The organism is Methylomarinum sp. Ch1-1 (assembly GCF_030717995.2).
Classification (GTDB): Bacteria; Pseudomonadota; Gammaproteobacteria; order Methylococcales; family Methylomonadaceae; genus Methylomarinum; species Methylomarinum roseum.
Map to the genome: position 1 here is coordinate 14,255 of NZ_CP157743.1, position 21,310 is coordinate 35,564.

General features: G+C 53.3%; 18 protein-coding genes. 6 read left to right on the forward strand and 12 right to left on the reverse strand.

Features of this window, described 5'->3' with window-relative positions:
• Positions 1-27 precede the first annotated feature (27 nt).
• The 3 genes from trmL to secA form a co-directional block, all read right to left on the reverse strand.
• Positions 28-510, reverse strand: a complete 483-nt coding sequence (trmL, locus tag Q9L42_RS00435; protein ID WP_305906603.1) for a tRNA (uridine(34)/cytosine(34)/5-carboxymethylaminomethyluridine(34)-2'-O)-methyltransferase TrmL — start codon at positions 508-510, stop codon at positions 28-30.
• On the reverse strand, positions 510-3,011 hold the full coding sequence (locus tag Q9L42_RS00440; protein ID WP_305906602.1) for a glycogen/starch/alpha-glucan phosphorylase: 2,502 nt from the start codon (positions 3,009-3,011) through the stop codon (positions 510-512). Before Q9L42_RS00440 ends, trmL begins: the two co-directional genes overlap by 1 nt.
• Positions 3,012-3,138: 127 nt before the next feature.
• Complete coding sequence (gene secA / locus Q9L42_RS00445) at positions 3,139-5,892, reverse strand: preprotein translocase subunit SecA (RefSeq protein ID WP_349431713.1); 2,754 nt, start codon at positions 5,890-5,892, stop codon at positions 3,139-3,141.
• Between the two features lie 100 nt (positions 5,893-5,992).
• On the opposite strand from secA, the gene hypF reads away from it, so the two are divergent.
• The 5 genes from hypF (at position 5,993) to Q9L42_RS00470 (ending at position 11,327) form a co-directional block, all read left to right on the forward strand.
• Positions 5,993-8,269 carry a carbamoyltransferase HypF gene (gene hypF / locus Q9L42_RS00450; protein WP_349431714.1) on the forward strand — a complete coding sequence of 759 codons (2,277 nt, stop codon included), beginning with the start codon at positions 5,993-5,995 and terminating at the stop codon, positions 8,267-8,269.
• A 23-nt stretch (positions 8,270-8,292) separates the two neighbouring features.
• Entirely contained in the window at positions 8,293-8,535 is a 243-nt protein-coding gene (locus tag Q9L42_RS00455) for a HypC/HybG/HupF family hydrogenase formation chaperone (protein WP_305906600.1), read from the forward strand.
• A complete protein-coding gene (hypD, locus tag Q9L42_RS00460; protein ID WP_305906599.1) occupies positions 8,532-9,620 on the forward strand; it encodes a hydrogenase formation protein HypD in 1,089 nt (362 codons plus the stop codon). Before Q9L42_RS00455 ends, hypD begins: the two co-directional genes overlap by 4 nt.
• A complete protein-coding gene (gene hypE, locus Q9L42_RS00465) occupies positions 9,613-10,659 on the forward strand; it encodes a hydrogenase expression/formation protein HypE (protein WP_305906598.1) in 1,047 nt (348 codons plus the stop codon). Before hypD ends, hypE begins: the two co-directional genes overlap by 8 nt.
• Positions 10,660-11,117: 458 nt before the next feature.
• Complete coding sequence (locus tag Q9L42_RS00470) at positions 11,118-11,327, forward strand: cold-shock protein (protein WP_305906597.1); 210 nt, start codon at positions 11,118-11,120, stop codon at positions 11,325-11,327.
• Positions 11,328-11,380: 53 nt separating this feature from the next.
• Here the strand turns inward: Q9L42_RS00470 and rimO are convergent, their stop codons facing one another.
• From rimO to Q9L42_RS00490, 4 genes are all read right to left on the reverse strand, one after another.
• Positions 11,381-12,691 (reverse strand): 30S ribosomal protein S12 methylthiotransferase RimO, encoded by a 1,311-nt coding sequence (gene rimO, locus Q9L42_RS00475; protein WP_305906596.1) that lies wholly within the window; start codon positions 12,689-12,691, stop codon positions 11,381-11,383.
• A 710-nt stretch (positions 12,692-13,401) separates the two neighbouring features.
• Entirely contained in the window at positions 13,402-13,734 is a 333-nt protein-coding gene (locus Q9L42_RS00480) for a TusE/DsrC/DsvC family sulfur relay protein (RefSeq protein ID WP_305906594.1), read from the reverse strand.
• On the reverse strand, positions 13,725-14,018 hold the full coding sequence (tusB, locus tag Q9L42_RS00485; protein WP_305906593.1) for a sulfurtransferase complex subunit TusB: 294 nt from the start codon (positions 14,016-14,018) through the stop codon (positions 13,725-13,727). Before tusB ends, Q9L42_RS00480 begins: the two co-directional genes overlap by 10 nt.
• Entirely contained in the window at positions 14,018-14,338 is a 321-nt protein-coding gene (locus Q9L42_RS00490) for a DMT family transporter (RefSeq protein WP_305906592.1), read from the reverse strand. Before Q9L42_RS00490 ends, tusB begins: the two co-directional genes overlap by 1 nt.
• Before the next feature lie 84 nt (positions 14,339-14,422).
• Between Q9L42_RS00490 and Q9L42_RS00495 the strand changes: the two genes are divergently transcribed.
• Complete coding sequence (locus Q9L42_RS00495) at positions 14,423-15,157, forward strand: flagellar brake protein (RefSeq protein WP_349431715.1); 735 nt, start codon at positions 14,423-14,425, stop codon at positions 15,155-15,157.
• Between the two features lie 4 nt (positions 15,158-15,161).
• Here the strand turns inward: Q9L42_RS00495 and flgL are convergent, their stop codons facing one another.
• From flgL to Q9L42_RS00520, 5 genes are read right to left on the reverse strand one after another with little or no spacing between them, the layout of a single operon-like run.
• Positions 15,162-16,799: a flagellar hook-associated protein FlgL gene (gene flgL / locus Q9L42_RS00500; RefSeq protein ID WP_305906590.1), complete on the reverse strand. Its 1,638-nt coding sequence runs from the start codon at positions 16,797-16,799 to the stop codon at positions 15,162-15,164.
• Positions 16,800-16,807: 8 nt separating this feature from the next.
• Entirely contained in the window at positions 16,808-18,511 is a 1,704-nt protein-coding gene (flgK, locus tag Q9L42_RS00505) for a flagellar hook-associated protein FlgK (protein ID WP_305906589.1), read from the reverse strand.
• A gap of 56 nt (positions 18,512-18,567) precedes the next feature.
• On the reverse strand, positions 18,568-19,515 hold the full coding sequence (gene flgJ / locus Q9L42_RS00510; protein WP_349431716.1) for a flagellar assembly peptidoglycan hydrolase FlgJ: 948 nt from the start codon (positions 19,513-19,515) through the stop codon (positions 18,568-18,570).
• 12 nt (positions 19,516-19,527) lie between these two features.
• On the reverse strand, positions 19,528-20,625 hold the full coding sequence (locus tag Q9L42_RS00515; RefSeq protein WP_305906588.1) for a flagellar basal body P-ring protein FlgI: 1,098 nt from the start codon (positions 20,623-20,625) through the stop codon (positions 19,528-19,530).
• A gap of 4 nt (positions 20,626-20,629) precedes the next feature.
• Positions 20,630-21,301 carry a flagellar basal body L-ring protein FlgH gene (locus Q9L42_RS00520; protein WP_305906587.1) on the reverse strand — a complete coding sequence of 224 codons (672 nt, stop codon included), beginning with the start codon at positions 21,299-21,301 and terminating at the stop codon, positions 20,630-20,632.
• Positions 21,302-21,310: the final 9 nt, after the last annotated feature.

Genomic DNA, 21,310 nt, shown 5'->3' on the forward strand with positions numbered 1-21,310 from the left:
TAAGGGAAAGTATAACCCTTACCTATTCTATAAATTCTGCTGTTTGATAACGGCGCCTGAAAAAGACAGTTGTCTCCAGGCCTCATAAAGCGCGATCGCGACAGTATTGGACAAATTGAGGCTGCGACTTTGCTGCTTCATCGGCAAATAAAGCTTCAGAGCCGGGTCATGATGAGACAAAAATGCATCGGGTAAACCACGCGTTTCCGGGCCGAACAGCAAGGCGTCGCCTTGCTGAAAAGCGGCGTCGCTATAGACGATCGTCCCCTTGGTGGTCATAGCGAACAGCCGTTTCGGTTGCACCTTCTCGATATAATCCTGCAATGACGCATATTGCCTGACATTAACCCACTCGTGATAGTCCAGTCCGGCGCGCCGCAACTTCTTGTCATCCAGATCAAAGCCCAACGGATGGATCAAGTGCAGCTGTGCGCCGGTATTGGCGCACAACCTGATGATATTGCCAGTGTTGGCCGGAATTTCCGGCTGATAAAGCACGATATCGAGCATTAAAAGTCGACTTTAACCGGCGTCAGCTTCCAAATATTCTCGTTGTAATCGCTGATCGTGCGATCGGTGGAGAACTTGCCGCTGGAAGCCGTATTAATGATGCTCATCCGAGTCCAGCGCTCCTTGTCGCGATAAGCCTCTTCTACACTTCTTTGCGCATCGATGTAACTGCGAAAATCGGCGATAGTCATCCACGGATCATGCGGACTCATGATCGAGGCGATGATGTCGTCAAAAATACCCGGCTCAAACTGATTGAAGTGCCCGCACTCCAGCAATCTCATCACCCCTTGCAAATCGGCATCCTCGTCAATAATGGCTTGAGGATTGTAGTCTTGACGCATTTCTTCAACTTCCTCCTCGGTCAAGCCGAACAGGAAGAAATTCTCGTCACCCACTTCCTCTCTGATTTCAATATTAGCGCCATCCAACGTGCCGATCGTCAACGCCCCATTCATCATGAACTTCATGTTGCCGGTGCCGGACGCCTCCTTGCCAGCCGTCGATATCTGCTCCGATAAATCCGCACCAGGGCAGATTTTCTCCATCGCCGACACCCGATAATTCGGCAAGAACACCAGCTTCAACTTGTCACCGACATCGGGGTCATGATTGATGACATCGGCGACATTGTTGATGAACTTGATCGTCTTCTTCGCCATCACATAACCCGGCGCCGCCTTACCGCCGATCAACACGCAGCGGTTGGTCCAGTTTGCGGTGTCGCCGCGCTTGATACGTTCATACAGATGAATCACATGCAACACATTCAAAATTTGCCGCTTGTATTCATGAATCCGTTTCACCTGCACATCAAACAAGGATTCGACATTCAATTCAGCGCCGTGCTCTTCTTTATTGAAGTCGATCAGACGCTGTTTACTGGCTTGTTGCAGTTCGTACCATTTTTGCCTGAATTTGGCGTCATCGGCATAAGGCTTCAGTTTTTCCAATTCCGATAAATTGGTAACCCACCCATCGCCGATCGTGTCGGTAATCAATTCAGCCAGTTCCGGGTTACAGGCTGCTAACCAGCGCCTAGGCGTCACGCCATTGGTCTTATTGTTGAATTTTTCCGGCCAAAAATCGTAAAAATCTTTGAACAAACCTTCTTGCAGCAGCTTGGAATGCAGTTCCGCGACGCCGTTTACCGAAAAACTGCCGACGATCGCCAAATAAGCCATACGCACCTGCTTTTCATGCCCCTCTTCGATGATGGACATGCGTCTCATCCGATCGAAATCGCCGGGCCAATGCGCGGAGACTTCGGCCAAGAAGTGGGCATTGATATCGAAGATGATTTCCATCAAGCGCGGCAACAAGCTCTGCATCAGGTTGACCGACCATCTTTCCAGCGCCTCCGGCAACAGCGTATGGTTGGTATAGGCCATCGTTTTACGGGTGATCCGCCAAGCCTCGTCCCAGTCCAAACCATGGATATCGACCAGCAAACGCATCAATTCGGCGACGGCGATACTCGGATGGGTGTCATTCAGTTGAAAACAGTTTTTATCGGCGAAATGAGTGAAATCATTGCCATGCCTGCCCACCCAGTTGGCGATCACATCCTGCAAGCTGGCCGAAGCCAATAAATATTGTTGCTGCAGTCTCAACGCCTTGCCGTTTTCATTGGCGTCATTCGGATACAACACCATGGTGATATTTTCGGCGGTGTTTTTTTCCGCAACCGACTCGGCATAATCGCCGGCATTGAATTCCTGCAAATTGAACTCTTCCGTCGCGGTCGCCTTCCACAGCCGCAAGGTGTTGACGGTGCCGTTTTGATAACCGGGAATCGGCGTATCATAAGGGACGGCCAAGACGTCCTGGGTATTGACCCATGTCGACCGCTTGCGGCCCAATTCGTCGATGTGCGATTCGGTATGGCCACCGAATTTGACCCGATGGGTATATTCCGGCCGTTCGATTTCCCACACATTGCCATTGCGCAGCCAATGATCCGGTCTTTCGACCTGCTCACCATTCTCTATGTTCTGGCAGAACATGCCGTATTCGTAGCGCAAGCCATAACCGGTCACCGGCAACTGCAACGTGGCGCAACTGTCTATGAAACAGGCCGCCAAACGCCCCAGACCGCCATTGCCCAAGCCGGCATCGGGTTCCGCATCAATCAGCTCCTCGATATCGAGGCCCAATTCATAAAGCGCCTCGCTGACGATATCATTAACACCCAGATTCAGCATGGCGTTACTCAAAGAGCGCCCCATCAAGAATTCCATCGATAGGTAAAAGGCGGTTTTACAGTTCTGAATGCGACAGGCATTGTAGGTGTTTTTCCAGCGCTCGACCAGCCTGTCGCTGATGGCCATCGACAATGCCTCATAGGCATAATGGGGAGAGCGACAGTTTTCATCACGGCCCAGGCGATGGCTGTAATAATGTTTGAAATCAGCAATAAATTCTTTCTTCGACATTCCCAGCTTTGGCAGCAAGGTGATATCAGCCGCGGGATTACTTTTCTGAAAGATACTTGAGGGCATAGTCATTACCTGTAAGATGAGTTTTTGAATTCGCACAACCTAAAAAGCCGGATATAATCAGAATCATCTGATTATATCCGGCCTGATCGGGTAAATTAAGGCTAATTTGTCAACTCAAGCCAAATAGTTATTTCAGCTTGCCGTGACATTGTTTATATTTTTTCCCGGAACCGCAAGGACAAGGATCATTGCGCCCCACCTTTTTACCCTCCCTGACAAACGGCTGTTCGGAGACAGTCTCCGCAGCCGCCGCCTCCTCTGGCATAGCCTGCTGCGGCTCTTCGGCCTGCTGCACCGGACTGGCCTCGGCATGTTCAAAATGCATTTCCTGAGGCGCCTGGCGCTGTTCGTCGATGGCCTGCACGTCTTCTTCCTGACTCACCTGAACCTTGGCCAGAATGCCGACAACTTCATACTTGATATGATCCAACAAGCTGGCGAACATATCGAAAGATTCACGCTTGTATTCCTGTTTGGGATCTTTTTGCGCATAACCTCTGAAATGGATACCCTGACGCAACTGGTCCATCGCCGCCAGATGTTCTTTCCAGCTATTATCGAGGACCTGTAGCATCACCGATTTCTCAAAATGCCTGAATACTTCGGGGGTGATCTGTTCTTCCTTGTCCTGACTGACCCCCTCCATTTTATCGACGATCAGCTCGCGCAGACTTTCCTCATGCAGGGAATGATCCTGTTCCAACATTTCCCGCAACGGCAGCGACAGATTGAATTCCTGTTGCAGATGATCTTCCAGTCCATGAATATCCCATTGTTCTTCCATCGTTTTCGGGGGGATATACTGCGTAATCACATTGTTGATCACATCCTTACGAATCGCCTTGATCGTCTCGCTGATATCGTCGGCCGCCATCAGTTCGTTGCGACGAGCATAAATCACCTTGCGCTGGTCATTGGCGACATCGTCATAAGCCAAAATCTCCTTACGCATATCGAAGTTGCGACTTTCCACCTTGCGTTGCGCATTTTCGATGGAGCGTGTAACCCAAGGATGCTCGATGGCCTCCCCTTCCTCCATACCGAGTTTCTGCATCAGGCCGGCCACCCGTTCCGATGCGAAAATGCGCATCAGATCATCTTGCAACGATAGATAGAAGCGGGTAGAGCCGGGATCGCCCTGACGCCCGGATCGCCCTCTCAACTGATTGTCGATCCGGCGAGACTCATGGCGCTCGGAACCGATCACATGCAGACCGCCGCTGGCCAACACTTGTTCATGGCGGTCCAGCCAAGCGCCGCGAATTTTTTGCTTTTGCTCTTCGCTGGCATCCTCGCCCAACGCCTTAAGCTCCGCGTCCAGATTGCCGCCCAGCACGATATCGGTGCCGCGACCGGCCATGTTGGTGGCGATCGTCACCGCGCCCGGCATGCCGGCCATCTCGATGATATGCGCCTCACGCTCATGCTGTTTGGCGTTCAAGACTTCATGCCTGATATTCTGCTGGCTCAACAGCGATGAGATCAGCTCAGAATTCTCGATCGACGTCGTGCCCACCAATACCGGCTGACCTCGCTGCACACAACCCTTGATATCCTCGATGATTGCATTATATTTTTCCCGCGCGCTGAGGAAAACCAAATCACCTCGGTCTTCACGTATCATCGGCCTATGGGTCGGAATGACGACGACTTCCAAACCATAAATCTTATTCAACTCGAACGCTTCGGTATCGGCGGTACCGGTCATCCCGGACAGCTTTTCATAGAGACGGAAGTAATTCTGGAAGGTAATCGACGCCAGGGTCTGGTTTTCATTCTGAATCGGCACGCCTTCTTTGGCTTCCACCGCCTGATGCAGGCCTTCGGACCAGCGTCTTCCGGTCATCATACGGCCGGTGAATTCATCGACGATGATGATTTCGTTGTTGTGCACGACATAATCGACATCTTTCTGGAACAGCACATGAGCGCGCAATGACGCATTCAAATAATGCATCAAACGGATATTGGCGGCGTCATAGAGACTGGCGCCTTCTTCCATCAAGCCGTGTTCGACCATCAGCCGCTCGACATGCTCATGACCTTCTTCGGTCAAATAGATCTGCTTGGTTTTTTCATCGACATAATAGTCGCCTGGCATCTTCTCCTGTTGTTCCGGATCCTCGACTTTTTCCTGGCGGGTCAACGAAGGAATGATGGCGTTGGCTTTCAGATAGACTTCGGTGCTTTCTTCGGTTGGGCCGGAAATAATCAACGGCGTTCTGGCCTCGTCGATCAGAATCGAGTCCACCTCGTCGACAATCGCGAAGCTAAGATCGCGCTGCACCTTCTGGTCCAGATTGAAGGCCATGTTATCGCGCAAATAATCGAAGCCGAACTCGTTATTGGTGCCGTAGGTGATATCGGCTGCATAGGCTTCCTTACGCTCATTATGACCCAGCTCGCTGACGATGACGCCGGTGCTCAAACCTAAAAACTCATACAGTTGCCCCATCCATTCGGCATCCCGCTTGGCCAGATAATCGTTCACCGTCACCACATGCACACCGCGTCCCGGCAAGGCATTCAGATAAGCCGCCAGCGTCGCCATCAAGGTCTTACCTTCACCGGTTTTCATCTCGGCAATTTTGCCGTCATGCAATACCATACCGCCGATCAGCTGCACATCGAAGTGACGCATGCCGAACACCCGCGTTGAAGCTTCGCGCACGGTGGCGAACGCTTCCGGCAGCAAACTGTCCAGGTTCTCACCCTGCTCGAGACGGTCACGAAACTCCTGCGTTTTTGCCCTCAATGCTTCATCAGACAGTTTTTCATAATCAGACGCTAGCGCATTGATCTTCTTTACCAGCTTCCGTTTTTTCTTTATCAGCCTGTCGTTACGGCTGCCAACAACAAATTTAACCAGCTTACCCAGCATGTTTATTTCCGGTGAGAATTACTATAAAAATTGATTCAAAATCTGTAGATTATATACTGTATCGAAACTCAGTGACCAGCTAAAACCCATAAACCCTATTGTGAGCGCCCTTATCGAGCGAAAACTTCTTCATATCCATATCCAAGGCTTTGTGCAAGGCACCGGCTTTCGGCCTTTTGTCTTTAGGCTCGCTTGTAACCATGCGCAGTACGGCTGGGTCGCCAATTGCAGCGCCGGCGTCGAAATCGCCATCGAAGGCGAGCCCGAGCGCCAACAACACTTTATCGACGACTTAAAAAACCAACTTCCGCCCTACGCGCAAATCAAGTCACTACAAATCGACGAAGGTCCGCCCGCCCATTTCCAATCCTTTCAGATCAAAACCAGTACCGTCAACGATACCTCCTCGCTGTTTGTCTTGCCCGATATCGCGCCTTGTCCGTCCTGCCTTAGCGAAATCGAAAACCCCAACAGCCGCTATTACCGCTACCCTTTCACCAGCTGTTGTTTTTGCGGCCCGCGTTACAGCATCATGGCCAGCCAGCCATACGATAGACAACGCACCAGCCTAGCGCATTTCCCCCTCTGTCCGCAATGCCAGACCGAATATCGCGCGCCGAACAACCGTCGATTTCACGCTCAGACCATCGCCTGTCCCTCCTGCGGCCCGCAGCTGGCGCTGCTGTCCAGCGACGGCCAGCGGCTGGCTGATGCGAGTCAGGCGCTGGAGGCGACGATCAAACAATTACAGGCAGGAAAAATTGTCGCGATCAAAGCCGTCGGCGGCTTTCAATTATTGGTCGACGCCAGCAACTCAGCGGCGATACATCGCCTGCGCGAGCGAAAAAAACGCCCGAAAAAACCGCTGGCATTACTGACTCAGGACCTGGGTAGCGCCGAGCAACTAGGCTTTATCGACGCCAGTGAACGACAGGCACTGTGCTCTCCGTCGACCCCTATCGTGTTGCTGCGTCGCCGCGGCGACGCCCCGGTTGCCGACTTAGTCGCCCCCGACAATTCCTTACTGGGCGTGATGCTTCCCGCCTCACCGCTACATCACCTGCTTTGCCGTGCTTTCAACGCGCCCCTGGTCGCCACCAGCGGCAATCGACAAAACGAAACTATCTGTATAGACGACCAACAGGCCCTGGACAAGTTAGGCGACATCGCCGATTGCTTCCTGACTCACAATCGCCCGATCCTGCGACCGCTGGATGATTCGATCGTACGCCTGCTGGGCGACAAAATCACCGTACTGCGTCGGGCCCGAGGCTACACCCCACTGCCTATCACGATCAGCCGCCCCCTACCCGATGCGCTGGCGACCGGCAGCTATTTCAAAAACACCGTCGCCATCGCCCGCGACCGGCACATCATCGTCAGCCAACATCACGGCGATTTGAACGCCGCCGAAACGCAACAGCAATTCGCCGACAGCATTGCCGATCTGCGGCAATTTTACCGCTTCGAACCGACGCTGATCTGTCATGACCTACACCCTGATTACAGCAGCAGCCAGTTCGCCCGCCGGCAAACGCAAGCCAAATTGCCCCTGCAGCATCATCACGCCCATATCCTCGCCTGCATGGCCGAACATGACCTGGCGCCACCGGTCTTGGGTTTCGCCTGGGATGGCGCCGGCTTGGGAAGCGATCACGGCATTTGGGGCGGAGAAGTCTTAACGGTTACCCACCAAGGCTTTCATCGTTACGCCCATTTGCGCCGTTTCCCGCTGATGGGCGGCGACCAGGCCGCCAAGGAGCCGAAACGTTTGGCGCTAGGCCTACTACATGCCATGCTTGGCGACGACGCGTTTCTGCGCACTGATTTAGCGCCGCTGTCGGCATTTACCGAATCACAACTCAGTCTGTTAAAACAGATTCTGAACAAGCGGATAAATTGCCCGCAAACCAGCAGCATGGGCAGGCTGTTCGATGCGGTCGCCAGCCTGCTGGATCTCTGTCAGGAAAACGAATTTGAAGGCCAGGCGGCCATGCGGCTGGAACAGGCGGCGAGCAACTCGACGGTGACGACCAGCTACCCATTCGAGCTGTCGGCGCATAAACCGATCGAAATAGACTGGCGGCCGATGATGCGACAGATCATCCGCGAACTCGGCGAGCAGAATCCGGAAGATATTGCCGCCCGCTTCCATAACACCCTAGCCGACATCGCTGTGGCGATTGCGCAAACGGCCGGACAGATCAAACTGGTATTAAGCGGCGGCTGTTTCCAGAACGCCTTGTTGATCGACGGCACGATAAAAAAACTAAAAAAGGCTGGCTTTCAGACCTATACGCATGAAAAAATACCGCCTAATGACGGCGGACTCGCCGTCGGCCAAGCCTATGCGACGGCCTGGCTGCGTCCCGCTTAACCTCATTATTCGGATTAAACTCTATGTGTTTAGCTGTTCCCGGCCAAATCATCCGTATTTCCGATGACGAACCCTTACTGCGCACCGGTCTAATCGATTTTTCCGGCGTCTCCCGAGAAATCAGCCTGGCTTACCTGCCGGAAGCCAAGGCCGATGACTATGTCATCGTGCATGCCGGCTTGGCAATCGCCTTAATCGACGAAGAGGAAGCGCAAGCCAGCCTTCAAGCCTTTCAGGAGTTAGACGACATCGAGGCGGCGCCGTGAAATTCGTCGATGAATATCGCGACCCGAAAACGGCCCGCAAACTGGTCGATGCGATAGCCAAGCTTAGCAGCAAACCGTGGAATATCATGGAAGTCTGCGGCGGGCAAACTCATAGCATCATCAAGCACGGCATCGACCAGTTACTGCCGGAACAGATCCGGCTGATCCACGGCCCCGGCTGCCCGGTCTGCGTGACCCCGCTGAAATATATCGACAAGGCGCTGGCCATTGCGGCACAACATAATGTCATTTTCTGCTCCTTCGGCGACATGTTGCGCGTCCCCGGCTCGCGCCAGGACTTATTGGGCCTGAAAGCCCAGGGCGCCGATATACGCATCGTTTATTCGCCGCTGGATGCGCTGAAGCTGGCCCGGCGACACCCCGGCCGGGAAGTCGTCTTTTTTGGCGTCGGCTTTGAAACCACCGCCCCGACCACCGCGCTGGCCGCCTATCAGGCCCGTCAATTGAAACTGACCAACTTTTCCCAGCTCATCTGTCATGTCCGCGTACCGCCGGCGATGGAAGCTTTACTGAGTTCCGCCGATCATGCCGTGCAGGGCTTTCTGGGCGCGGGCCATGTCTGCTCGATCATGGGTTACCACGAATATTTACCGCTGGCTGAGCAATACAAGATACCGATCGTCATTACCGGTTTCGAACCGGTCGATATCCTGCAGGGCCTGTATCTTTGCATCAAGCAGCTGGAAGAAAATCGTCATGTTGTTGAAAATCAATACCAGCGCATCGTCACTCAAGCCGGCAACCAACCGGCGCAACAATTGTTGCGCCAAGTATTCGACGTGGTCGAACAAGACTGGCGGGGCCTCGGCAGCATCGCCGCCAGCGGCTTGGCGTTAAAAGAGGAATACTCGCCCTGGAATGCCGAGCAACGATACGCCGTCGATGCCATCGACACCGTCGAACCTGACGCTTGCCGCAGCGGCGAAGTTCTACAAGGCTTATTGAAACCAGTGAACTGTCCGGAATTCGGCACAAGCTGCACGCCCGAACATCCCCTAGGCGCGACGATGGTCTCGTCTGAAGGCGCCTGCGCCGCCTACTACCGCTATCGCAATCATGACTGAGCCGAAATTGAACTGTCCGCTGCCGCTGAATTACGAGCAAATCGTCATGGCCCATGGCGGCGGCGGCCGCATGATGCAACAACTGTTGGACAAGATCATACGCCCGGCTTTCGACAATGACATCCTGGCGCAGCAACATGACAGCGCGATCATCAATATCCCGGCGAATCGACTGGCCTTCACCACCGACTCCTATGTGATCAAGCCGTTATTCTTCAACGGCGGCGACATCGGCAAACTGGCCGTTTGCGGCACCGTCAACGATCTGGCGATGAGCGGCGCAAAACCCTTGTACATCAGCTGTTCACTGATCATCGAGGAAGGCTTCGCCATTAAAGACCTGCAACGCATCGTGCAATCGATGCGCGCCAGCGCCGACGAAGCCGGTGTCAAAATCGTCACCGGTGACAGCAAGGTCGTGGAGCATGGCAAGGGAGACGGTCTCTACATCAACACCGCCGGGGTCGGCGTCATCGAAACAGAATCCTCGATACTGCCCAACAATATCCGCACCGGCGACGCCATCATCGTCAACAGCGACCTGGGGCGACACGGCATCGCCATCATGCTGCAACGGGAAGGAATGGATTTCGCTAGCGCCATCGACAGCGACTGCGCTAGCTTGGCGGCGCCCGTTCAGGCCTTATTCGACGCCAACATCGATGTCCATTGCCTGCGTGACTTGACCCGCGGCGGCTTGAGCAGTTGCCTGATCGAACTAGCCGCTGTTTGCGGCCGGCAATTTGAAATCCGCGAACAAGGCCTGCCAGTGCGACAAGACGTTCGCAGCGCCTGTGAATTACTGGGGTTCGATCCTCTTTATATCGCCAACGAAGGCTGTTTCGTACTTTTTGTTCCGCAATCCCAGGCCGGCGCAGCGATCGCCACGTTGCAAAAACACAGCAACAGCCAACAGGCGGTGCAAATCGGCACGGTGAGCGAAGAACATGCAGATGGTCGGGTCATATTGCAAACCGCGATGGGCATCAGCCGCATACTCGAATTGTTAAGCGGAGAACAGTTGCCGAGAATTTGTTGAATACTTATGCGGTAACGACAAAATCCTCCGTTATCATGCCATTGCCTCACCCGCCCATCCGCGTTAAAACCGGCGATTGAAACGCCAATTAATGCCGGTAATTGCGCTCCTGAAAGCAAAATTTCATCCGTTCGCCGCCGCTCTATCGATTTAAACGGCCCCAACGAAAAACACATAAACCACTGAATAATAAATAAAATACATAAAGACGCGATATAAGCGGCACAAAATCAAACAAAAAAATGCAAGCTTAACGTGCAGAATCTTTCTATTCTATGTGACACGGCGGAATTGCCATGTATAATGACACCTAAATATAGCAAGGTAAGAGATTGTTGCCTATTTGGTCTTCAATCGGATCAACGTCATAGTTTTCCAGTACCCGCTTTATTAAACCCAACCCCATGTCAGTGAAAACCGGCAATTTTTAGCAAGAAATTTTTAAGTAAGAGTAAATTATGTCAGATCTAGTAGAAGGCACCGTAAAATGGTTCAACGATGAAAAAGGCTTCGGCTTCATCGAGCAAGAAGGCTCCAAGGATGTATTCGTTCATTTTAGCGCAATCAATGGCAGCGGTCGTAAATCATTAACCGAAGGACAGCGCGTGACTATGGAAGTCAGCATGGGCCAGAAAGGCCCTCAAGCGGAAAATGTAACGCCTTTATAAGAGAATACTGTAGCGGCAGTCAGTCACGGTTGATTGACTGCCATTTACAACAGTTAGACGAGCTTACCCCACAGGTCGTATTCATCGGCTTCTACCAGCTCGACATCAACAAAGTCGCCAACTTTTAGTTGCGTAGCGCCGTCGATAAATACCTGACCATCGATTTCGGGCGCATCCGCCTTACTGCGCGCGACCGAACCTTCTTCGACGACCTCGTCAACCAGCACCGTTTCTGTTTTGCCGAGACGCCGCTGCAATCTCGCCGCACTGATTTCCGCCTGATGAGCCATGAAACGCGCCAAGCGTTCTTCCTTGACCTGTTCCGGTAAGGCATCCGGCAACTGATTGGCCGCCGCTCCTTTAACCGGCGAATAGGCGAAACAGCCCACCCTGTCCATTTGCGCTTCGCTTAAAAACTGCAATAATTCTTCAAATTCCTGTTCGGTCTCCCCGGGAAAGCCGACGATGAAGGTACTGCGTATCGTGATATCCGGACAAATTTGGCGCCAAGCCCGAATCCTGTCCAGATTATTTTCCGCTGCCGCCGGTCTTTTCATCAACTTGAGAATACGACTGTTGGCATGCTGAAACGGAATGTCCAGATAAGGCAGAATCTTGCCGTCCGCCATCAATGGAATCACCCGGTCGACATGCGGATAAGGATAAACATAGTGCATCCTGACCCAGATACCTAACTCGCCAAGCGCTTCGGCCAAATCATAAAATTGCGTCTTAACGCTATGCCCCTTCCAGTCCCGGCTTTGATATTTCAAATCAAGACCATAGGCGCTAGTATCCTGGGAAACGACCAACAACTCTTTGACGCCGGCGGCGGCCAGACGTTCCGCCTCCGAAAGCACATCGGCCACCGGCCGGCTGACCAAGTCGCCGCGCATCGAAGGAATAATGCAAAAAGTGCAGCGATGATTGCAGCCTTCGGAAATCTTCAGATAGGCATAGTGCTTAGGCGTCAATTTAACGCCTTGCGGCGGAATCAAACTGGTGAACGGATGATGGGCCGGCGGCAAATATTCATGCACCGCCTCCACTACTTCATCGGTGGCATGGGCGCCGGTAATTTTCAATACCTGAGGATGACGCTCCAGAATCTCATCCTGCCTGGCGCCCAGACAGCCGGTGACTATCACCTTGCCATTCTCCGCCAACGCTTCGCCGATGCTGTCCAGCGATTCTTCGACGGCGGCGTCGATAAAACCGCAGGTATTGACGATGACCAGATCCGATTCCTGATAATTAGGTGAAACCCGATAGCCCTCCATGCGTAAACGAGTTAGAATTTGCTCGCTGTCAACCAGCGCCTTCGGACAACCCAAGCTGATAAAGCCGACACGGGGATTACTCATACATACATCTCAAATAAGTAAAAAAACGGACCATTTTACCTCAATTCAGAACCCCCACCCAGCACCTAAATTATGCTGGAATGTAAAATATAGTCCTGTAGCCATGGAATTTAGGTGCTGGGCTACCTCATTAAATGAATGAGTGGCAAAACAGAAAATTAGCAACAAATACCAGCAATTCCCACTTTGGCGTTCAAAAAGGGCATGGGGTGTGTTTGGCGAGGATGTCGGCAGCAAGGATGCTGCCGTCAAGCCCCCAGGGATGGGTTTACGGCGCTCCTCGACAGACACACCTCATGCCCTAAACCCTGCAAAAATACTTAAACTGGGAATTACTGAACAAATACGCCTAAAGTAAGTTAAACGTTTAGAGTGTGTTAAATAACCCGCCCCGCGCGCATTGAATGCTTTTAGCCGATCCGCTGCGCGTGATCCATCTCACGGGGATGTGGGTAGGGTGTGCTGACGAGAGGAAGCACACCATTTTTGATGCGCTTCACGCTGTTCAGCACATCCGAAGGCAAGGCTACATTGGCATGCAACAGGATTCGCCGCCAGGCAATCCGCCTGGATACGCACAACGGCCAATTTTGCCCCGGTGGCGGTCTTTGGCGGCTTGCTTCGCAAAGCCGCCCTACGATGCTAAAACGCTAAAACAGGGAATTGCCGCCCACCCCCCAATCAATTGACATCCCCTTGCAACTAAATGATCACAAACAAGTAGGCGGCTTCGGCAAGCCGGCGCATTTACTGGCAAACTTCAGCGGCCCGTCCGGAAACAGCTTATGCAGATAACGACTATTGCCCTTGTCTTCACCCAATTCATTGCGTACCGCCTTGGTAAAAACCCGCGCATTGGGCAGATGCTTGAAACGCTGATAATAATCGCGAATAAAAAACAGGATCTCCCAGTGGGCCTCGCTCAGCTCAATGTCATTTTGCGAGGCGATCGCCTCCGCCACTCGTTCATTCCATTGTCGGTAGTCACGCAAAAATCCTTCCTCGGTGGTTTCCAGCTCAACTCCGTCGACGATCAACGCCATGTCTTGCAAACCTTATTGGCAACCGCCAATTCCACCAGCCCCGAATAATCGATCACCTCGACGCCCGCCTGCAATTGCTCGACCTCGATGCCGTTGGCGAGCAAATCATCTCGCAATACATGCAGACGACTATTATTCTCCAGTAATCGCCGGAGTTGGCCCCGCAAGGCATGCCCCTTTAATGCGCTCCAAACCGCGACTTGCTGAAAAACCACATCATCGCCGCTGTCGATACGCTCAAGAATGGCGCAGTCCACCGGCGTTCTCCCAATCAAATGCAACATCAATCTACATGGGTCAGTTTCAAACCGACGATGCCGACGATAATCATCATGATAGAAGCCAGTCGAACCAGCTCGGCCGACTCCTTGAACAGAATAATGCCCAAAATAGCCACACCGACCGCCCCCATACCGGTCCAGACCGCATAGGCGGTTCCTAAAGGCAACGTTTTAATCGCCAACATCAGCAAATAAAAACTGGCCCCACCGAAAATCATCGTGGCGATACTTGGCCATAACTTGGTGAAGCCTTCGTTATATTTAAGACTTAAGGCAAACACAATTTCCGAACAACCCGCGCTGAATAACAAAAGCCATCCCATAAAACCTTCCTTTATTCCTGCATCAAAAGGGCAAATATTCTACAATAACGAACCAAAAAGCCTGTAATCTATTTTGTTCATTTTATGGAAAAAAATTCGCAATTCTACGTCAAAAACGCCAAACAAATCCACACCCACCTGAATCAGTTGTTAAAAAAAAGCTGCTTGATTTCGGTTCATTTCGGCGATCATAACGACTCGTTCATAACCACCCTGACCGGCATCGATGCAAAAAAAAACCGCCTCAGCTTTGATTATGGCCCCAAAGAATATCAGAACAAACAACTGTTAAAATCGCCCAAGACTGAATTTCGCGCCGAGTTTGACGGCATCAAGGTCTCTTTCCTCGGTGAAAAAATCACCAAATCACTCACCAAGGGCCAGGCAGCGTTCACCATGCCGATCCCAAACGCCTTGTTATGGATGCAGCGCCGTAAGTTCTATCGCGTCAAGGTGCCTCTCGCTCATGATAGCTATTGCGAAATCAGCTTCACCGACGAGGATCAAGGCAAGCAACAGAGAGTACGATATAAATTGCTGGACATCAGCATTTCCGGATTTTCTTTTCTAAACGATCAGCCGCAATTTTCCCATGACCTAATCCCCACCGACGAATTTTCTGACTGCACGCTCCATTTAAACGGCGCCGGCGACCCAATCATCTCGTTTATCGTCAAAAACAAATTCAATATCAGCCCGGACAAACCAGACAAAGGACAACGGGTCGGCTGCGCGTTCGGGAACATCACGCCCGCCTGTGAATCAAATATCCAGCGCTACATGCAGACGATCGAGCGAGAGCAAAGAAACCTATTATAAGGCTTCAAATATAGTTGAACAGGGACAGATTCTGCACCCTGGCGAAGGCTTGCTGCGCCGCTTGCAAGGAAGCGTTCTGCTGATTGAAGCGGCTGATCGCTTCGGCATAATCGAGATCCCGGGTCTCCGATAACGTCGACTCCATATCCAACGTGAATTTTTCATGCTGGATTTCCTGATCATCCAGCGCATTCAGTCTGGCGCCGACACTGGTTCTCGCCTTTAACAAACTCTCCAGGCCGGCATCCAGATCGCTCAACACATCATTGGCGGTTTGGTTAAATACCCGCCCCGTTTGGCCATCGCTGAAGCCCGCATCGCTGAGAAAAGTCCCGCTGATTTCGTTAATCGTCACCGACGCAGCGCTGCCGTCGCTAAGTGCTAAGAACTCCAGCGGATTGGCGTCCGGGTCAATGACAACTTTGCCCGCCAAGTCCGAACCATCGATCTGCCCTTGTATATTGGCTATTAGTGCATCAACATCGGCATAATCTTGATCCAGAATAATCGTTTCCTTAGCGCCATCAGCGGCGACCAGCTCGAACGACGAAGGCGAACTAACATAGGAAGCCGACGTCAGCGTTTTAGTTCCGCTAAGCACCCCGCCTAAATCGGCGCCGGTTCCGCTGACGCCATCTTTGAAACCGAAATCCGTTAAAAAACTGCCGCTAGCTTCGGCTAGCGAAATTGTGTAGGCCTGTCCACCCGTTGACGAAACGAATTCAAGCTGATTGCCGTCGGCGATCGCCTGCATATTCGAACCGCCCAGCTGTGCATTAATCGCACTCACCACCTCATCTAGGCTTTGATAATCACCGTTATCCGGAGCAACAGGCAAATTGACCGTCACGGTGCTCGAAGAACCATCTGTATTGTCGGTCAAGGTCAAGTCGAATGACGTGCTGTTGCCTCCCGAATAATCCGCCCCATAACGGGCAAAGCGGCTGCCGACGATCGAGGCGCGGGGAATGTCATAATCATTGGCCAATGCTTCCGACAGCGTCTGCAGCGTATCCATGATGCTGCGACTGCCGATCTCCTGACCGTCGAAGATCGCATCACCCTCCTGACTGACCGAAGGCACCCACTGAAACACCTCGGACCCCAGGTCGCCGTCGGCGACCCGCCGTTCCGATGCAATATCCAGCGTGCGCTGATTGACGCCGCCCTGATAAACATAGCCGTTCGCGTCGCCGTTCCAGACAAACGGCTGGATATTGGACAAATCGCCGGCGAAGATATATTCGCCATTAGCATTCTTGGTGTTGGCGACGCCGACCATGTTTTCGAGCAATTGATCGATTTCGTATTTGATCGACAGCCGATCATTCTCGTTGAGCGGCGCGTTCAGCGCCTGTATCGCCAGCTCCTTGGCGCGAAAAAGAATGTTTTCGGCACTGTCCAAACTGCCTTCCTCGATGTTCAGGCGCGCTCTCGCCGTGGCGATGTTATCCTGATATTGCGCGGTCTTATCGATGCTTTCCTGGAGATCCAACGTTCTGGCCGCCGCGATCGGATCATCGGCCGGCGTCAGGACTTTGACTCCAGTGGATAACTGCATCTGCGTCTTGGTCAACTTGGCCTGCTGCTCCAGCATCGCATTGACGCCCAACTGTTGGCTCCACGCCGTTGAAACTCTCATCGCTCCTCCTATCTCAAGCCGCTCAGCAGCGAGTCAAACAGGGTATTAGTGATCGCCACCACCTGCGCAGCAGCCTGATAAGATTGTTGAAACTTGATCAAATTGGCCGCTTCCTCATCCAAATTGACGCCGGACACTTCACTCCGGGACTCCTTGGCATTATTCAACAGGGTTTCCTGAGCCGACGCGCTGACGCGCGCTGCATTCGTCAGCGTACCGACTTTGGAGACCATCTGTCCGTAGGCGTCCTGAAATGACGCATTGCCGCCCAACATCCCCAGCTTGTTTTCCAGGCCCGCCAGCGCCAGCGCATTACGGTTATCCCCGGGCATAGGCCCATTGATCACGGAAACGCCATCCGCATCGATATTGGTCGCCGCGGCGATATCACGCGGGTCGCTGATGTTGACCCCGATATCTTGAGCGGCCCAATAAGCCGGCCTGATCAAAAACGCATCGCCATCGGACGGTTCCGGTGCTCCCAAAGCAATCGTAATGCCCGGCAAATCATCGGACACCAGATTCGTCCCATCGTTGGTCAGATTAATCGACGTATTATCGCTCAACCGGGTCAAGGTATAGGTGGTCGCCGGAGCCGCACCTGAAACATCGAGACGGTAGTCGCTGGCATCGATGTTAGCGATATTGGCGGGATCATAGGCCACGGTGATCGAGCCGTTTGTATTGCCGGGGTCAGCGGTAACTGGCACCTCGTCGACCCCGCTAAAGAAATCCCCTCCCTGCTCGCCGTCGAGATCATAACCGACACTATGTATGCCGTTGAATTCCATCGCAATGCTGGCGGCGACCGCTCCCAATTGCTGCTGGGCCGGATCCAACACCTCATCTCGGAATCTCAACGCCCCCGATAGCTCGCCGCCGGACAGTTGCCGGGTGATAACCTGAACATTGCCGCCAGCTTGTTTCAGGCCGATTTCCAGACGGGACGGGTCTAACTCGGAGGATTGAGTCGTTAATTCATTATAGGCGCCATCCAACACCAGCGATTGACCTTGGCCGATAAAGACACTGACCATATTGCTATCGCTGGGCACCACCGCGACATCGACCCTATCCGCCAGTTTGTTCAGCAAGCGGTCGCGTTCATCGAGCAGATCATTGGGCTTTTGGTCGCCGCTAGGTCGGCCATATTCGGCCGCGATTTTAACATTCAGATCGGCGATGGCTTCCGCATAGGCATTGATATTGTCGACCGTCACATTGAGGTCCTGATTGACCTGAGAACGTAATTCCTCGAAACGCCCATTCATCGTAGTGAACCGCTGGGTCAGAATTTCGGCTTCGGACAGCAACACCTGACGCGCCGGAATCGAGGCCGGATCATCCGCCACTTCATTGACGGCATTGAAGAAGCTTTTGATCGCCGGCGACATGCCGATGGTCGGATCGGCGACCAGATTGTCGACCTGAGCGGCCAAGTGACTGAAGCGGTCCGCCTCGCCAAATGCCGAGGTGCTGGAACGCAATTGATTGTTAATGAACTGGTCATAACTGCGGGCGATATTCTCGATCTTGACGCCATTACCGACATAACCGGCGCCGGTATACTGAGCCGGCATCGTCCCCAACTCGACACGCTGACGGCTGTAGCCTTCGGTATTGACATTGGCGATATTGTGACTGGTCGTATCCAGCGAGCGCTGAAAGGCCATAAGCCCCGAAACCGCTGTTCCCAAAATTCCTGTTGCCATATGCGCCCCCTATCCGAGACTAGCAAGTACATTAAACAAAGCCATGCGATCGCGGGTCATTTCATCGCCACCATCGCCACCATCGCCGCATTGCCGTTAATCGCGTCACCGCGGTAGATGCGCAGCACCTTGGCGGCGTAATTCGGGTCGGTCGCATAACCGGCCTGTTGCAATTCACGCATATATCGCCCCGGATCTGCCGCCTTCTTTAGCGCATTGCCGTAACGCGGATTGTCTTTAATGAAACGCGCATAATCGTCGAAACTGGCTTGATAAGAATCATAGGCTCTGAAGGCGGCCATTTTTTTCCGCCCCACGCCATCGGAGAATTCCAATGCCGCCTGACTGACCTGCTGGCCGCGCCAAGACTTGTCCGCCTTGATATTGAACAGATTGAAACTGCTAGCGCCGTCACGATGTTTAAGCACCGACTTCCCCCACCCGGTTTCCAGGGCGGCCTGCGCCAACAAAATATCCGGGTCGACGCCCAATTCGGCGCCAGCCTGTTCGGCATAAGGTCGTAACTGTTCAACGAACTGCTCCTGACTGGCTATCGGCTGATCGACGGTTTTCTTGACCTCTGTCGCGCCGCTTTTGCGTGATAGCGCTTGGACATCATGGCTTTTAACCGGATGAGACTTTATCGGCGCCGCCACCGAGCGGTTGAGATAGTCCTCGACGCTTAACTTACTTTGCGCTTCATTTTTTTTAGGACTCAATTGCTCGGCGATCAACTCGGCCAAGCCGATACCTGGTTCTCCCGACAGATGCAGCGCCATTTGCTGATCATACATATCCCGGTAAAATTCGCTTTGATCGCTGTCGAGAAGACCGTCGGCCAATTTAGCTTGACGCATACTCTTCAGCACCATCGTCAAAAACACCGACTCGAACTGCTTGGCGACCTGCTTGATCGCTTCCGGGCTGTCGTTTCTGGCTTGGCTTTTTAATTTAGCCAAGCCATTGAAATCGGTGTAAACATCGGCACTTTGCACATTCAACATCGCAATCTCCCGTTAGATAACAATCAACTCGGCCCGCAACGCGCCGGCCGATTTAAGCGCTTCGAGTATCGCCACCAGATCGCTGGGCGCGGCGCCGACATTATTGACCGCCTGCACGATCTCATCCAACGACACCCCCGGATTAAAAACAAACATATGATTGGCCCCCTCCTCTTCGACTTTGACCTCGGACTGCGGCGTCACGACCGTTTGCCCTCCCGACAACGGCGCCGGCTGGCTCACCTGAAGATTTTCGCTGATCGTGACGGTCAGGCTGCCGTGGGAAACGGCGGCGGGCTGCACTCTTACCTTGCTGTTGATCACCACGGTGCCGGAGCGTGAGTTGACGATCACCCGGGCCGGCGCATCATCGGGCAGCACCGTCATATTTTCGATCATGGAGGCAAAAACCACTCGTTGTGAAGGCTCGGAAGGCGCTCTGACCTTAACCGAAGTTCCATCCATCGCGCTGGCGGTATCCGGTCCCAAGACGCGGTTAATCGCTTTCACCATGCGGTTCGCGGTGGTGAAATCGGCATTATGCAGATTAAAAATCAAGGCATTGCCCTGGGAAAACGGACTGGGCACGCTACGTTCGACCGTGGCGCCATTCGGGATACGGCCGACCGTCGGGTTATTCACGGTGATCTTGGAACCATCCCGCCCCGAAGCGCTGAGGCCTCCGACCACCAGGTTTCCCTGCGCCACCGCATAAACATTGCCATCCGCCCCTTTCAGCGGGCTCATCAACAAGGTGCCGCCGCGCAAACTTTTCGCATCACCGATCGATGACACGGTGACGTCGATCGTTTGTCCCGGCTTGGCAAAGGGCGGCAATTCGGCATTGACGGCGACCGCCGCGACATTTTTAGCCTTGGGATCGATACCGGGCGGCAAGGTCATGCCTAGCCGAGTCAGCATGTTGACCAGGCTTTGCCCGGTGAATTTGGTCTTGTCGCCAGATTTCGGCAGCCCGACCACCAGACCATAGCCCACTAATTGGTTGTTACGCACACCGGCGACCGCCGCCAAATCCTTGATCCGTTCGGCCTGCGCCGCCGTACAAAACAGCGACAGACAGAAGGCAATAACAAACTTGTTCATCTTCATCCCCTCAGAATGGAAACAGCGGGCTCAGGAAAAAACGGGCAAACCAGCCGACTTTGCTGGAATTCGCCACCGAACCGTCGCCGGTATACATGATGGTCGGGTCGGCCACCTTGGTCGATGGAATCGTATTGCCGACGCTTATGTCCTGCGGCCTGACGATGCCGGACAAACGGATATATTCGCTGCCGTCATTCATCGTCACCCGTTTTTCGCCGCGGATCTTCAGGTTGCCGTTCGGCAAGACATCGACCACGGTCACCGAAATATCGCCGGTCAGGCTATTGCTTTGATTGGCTTCGCCTTCGCCGATGAATTCATGCGACGACGACATGCTGGTTTCCAGGTCATGACCCAATAGGGCCTGGCTGGCAACCCCCCATAGGGTCGGAGCGCTGACGGAAATAGAATTGTCCTTGCTGGCGTCCAGGTCGGAGATTTTTTGGGCCCGCGTCCGTTCGGTCAGCGTCACGGTCAGAATGTCACCGATCCGCCTGGCGGCGTGATTTTCGAACAGACGCATATCGTATCCCGATTGATAAATCGCGCCGTTGCTCTGTCTCGGCGGCCTTAAATCGGCCGGCTGCACCGGCGAGAAATCGGGATCGCGTTTCGGCAGGGTGTCGCAACCGACCAGCAATAAGGCCGACAGCGCGAACAGATAGTTACGGAAACTCATGATGGCCTC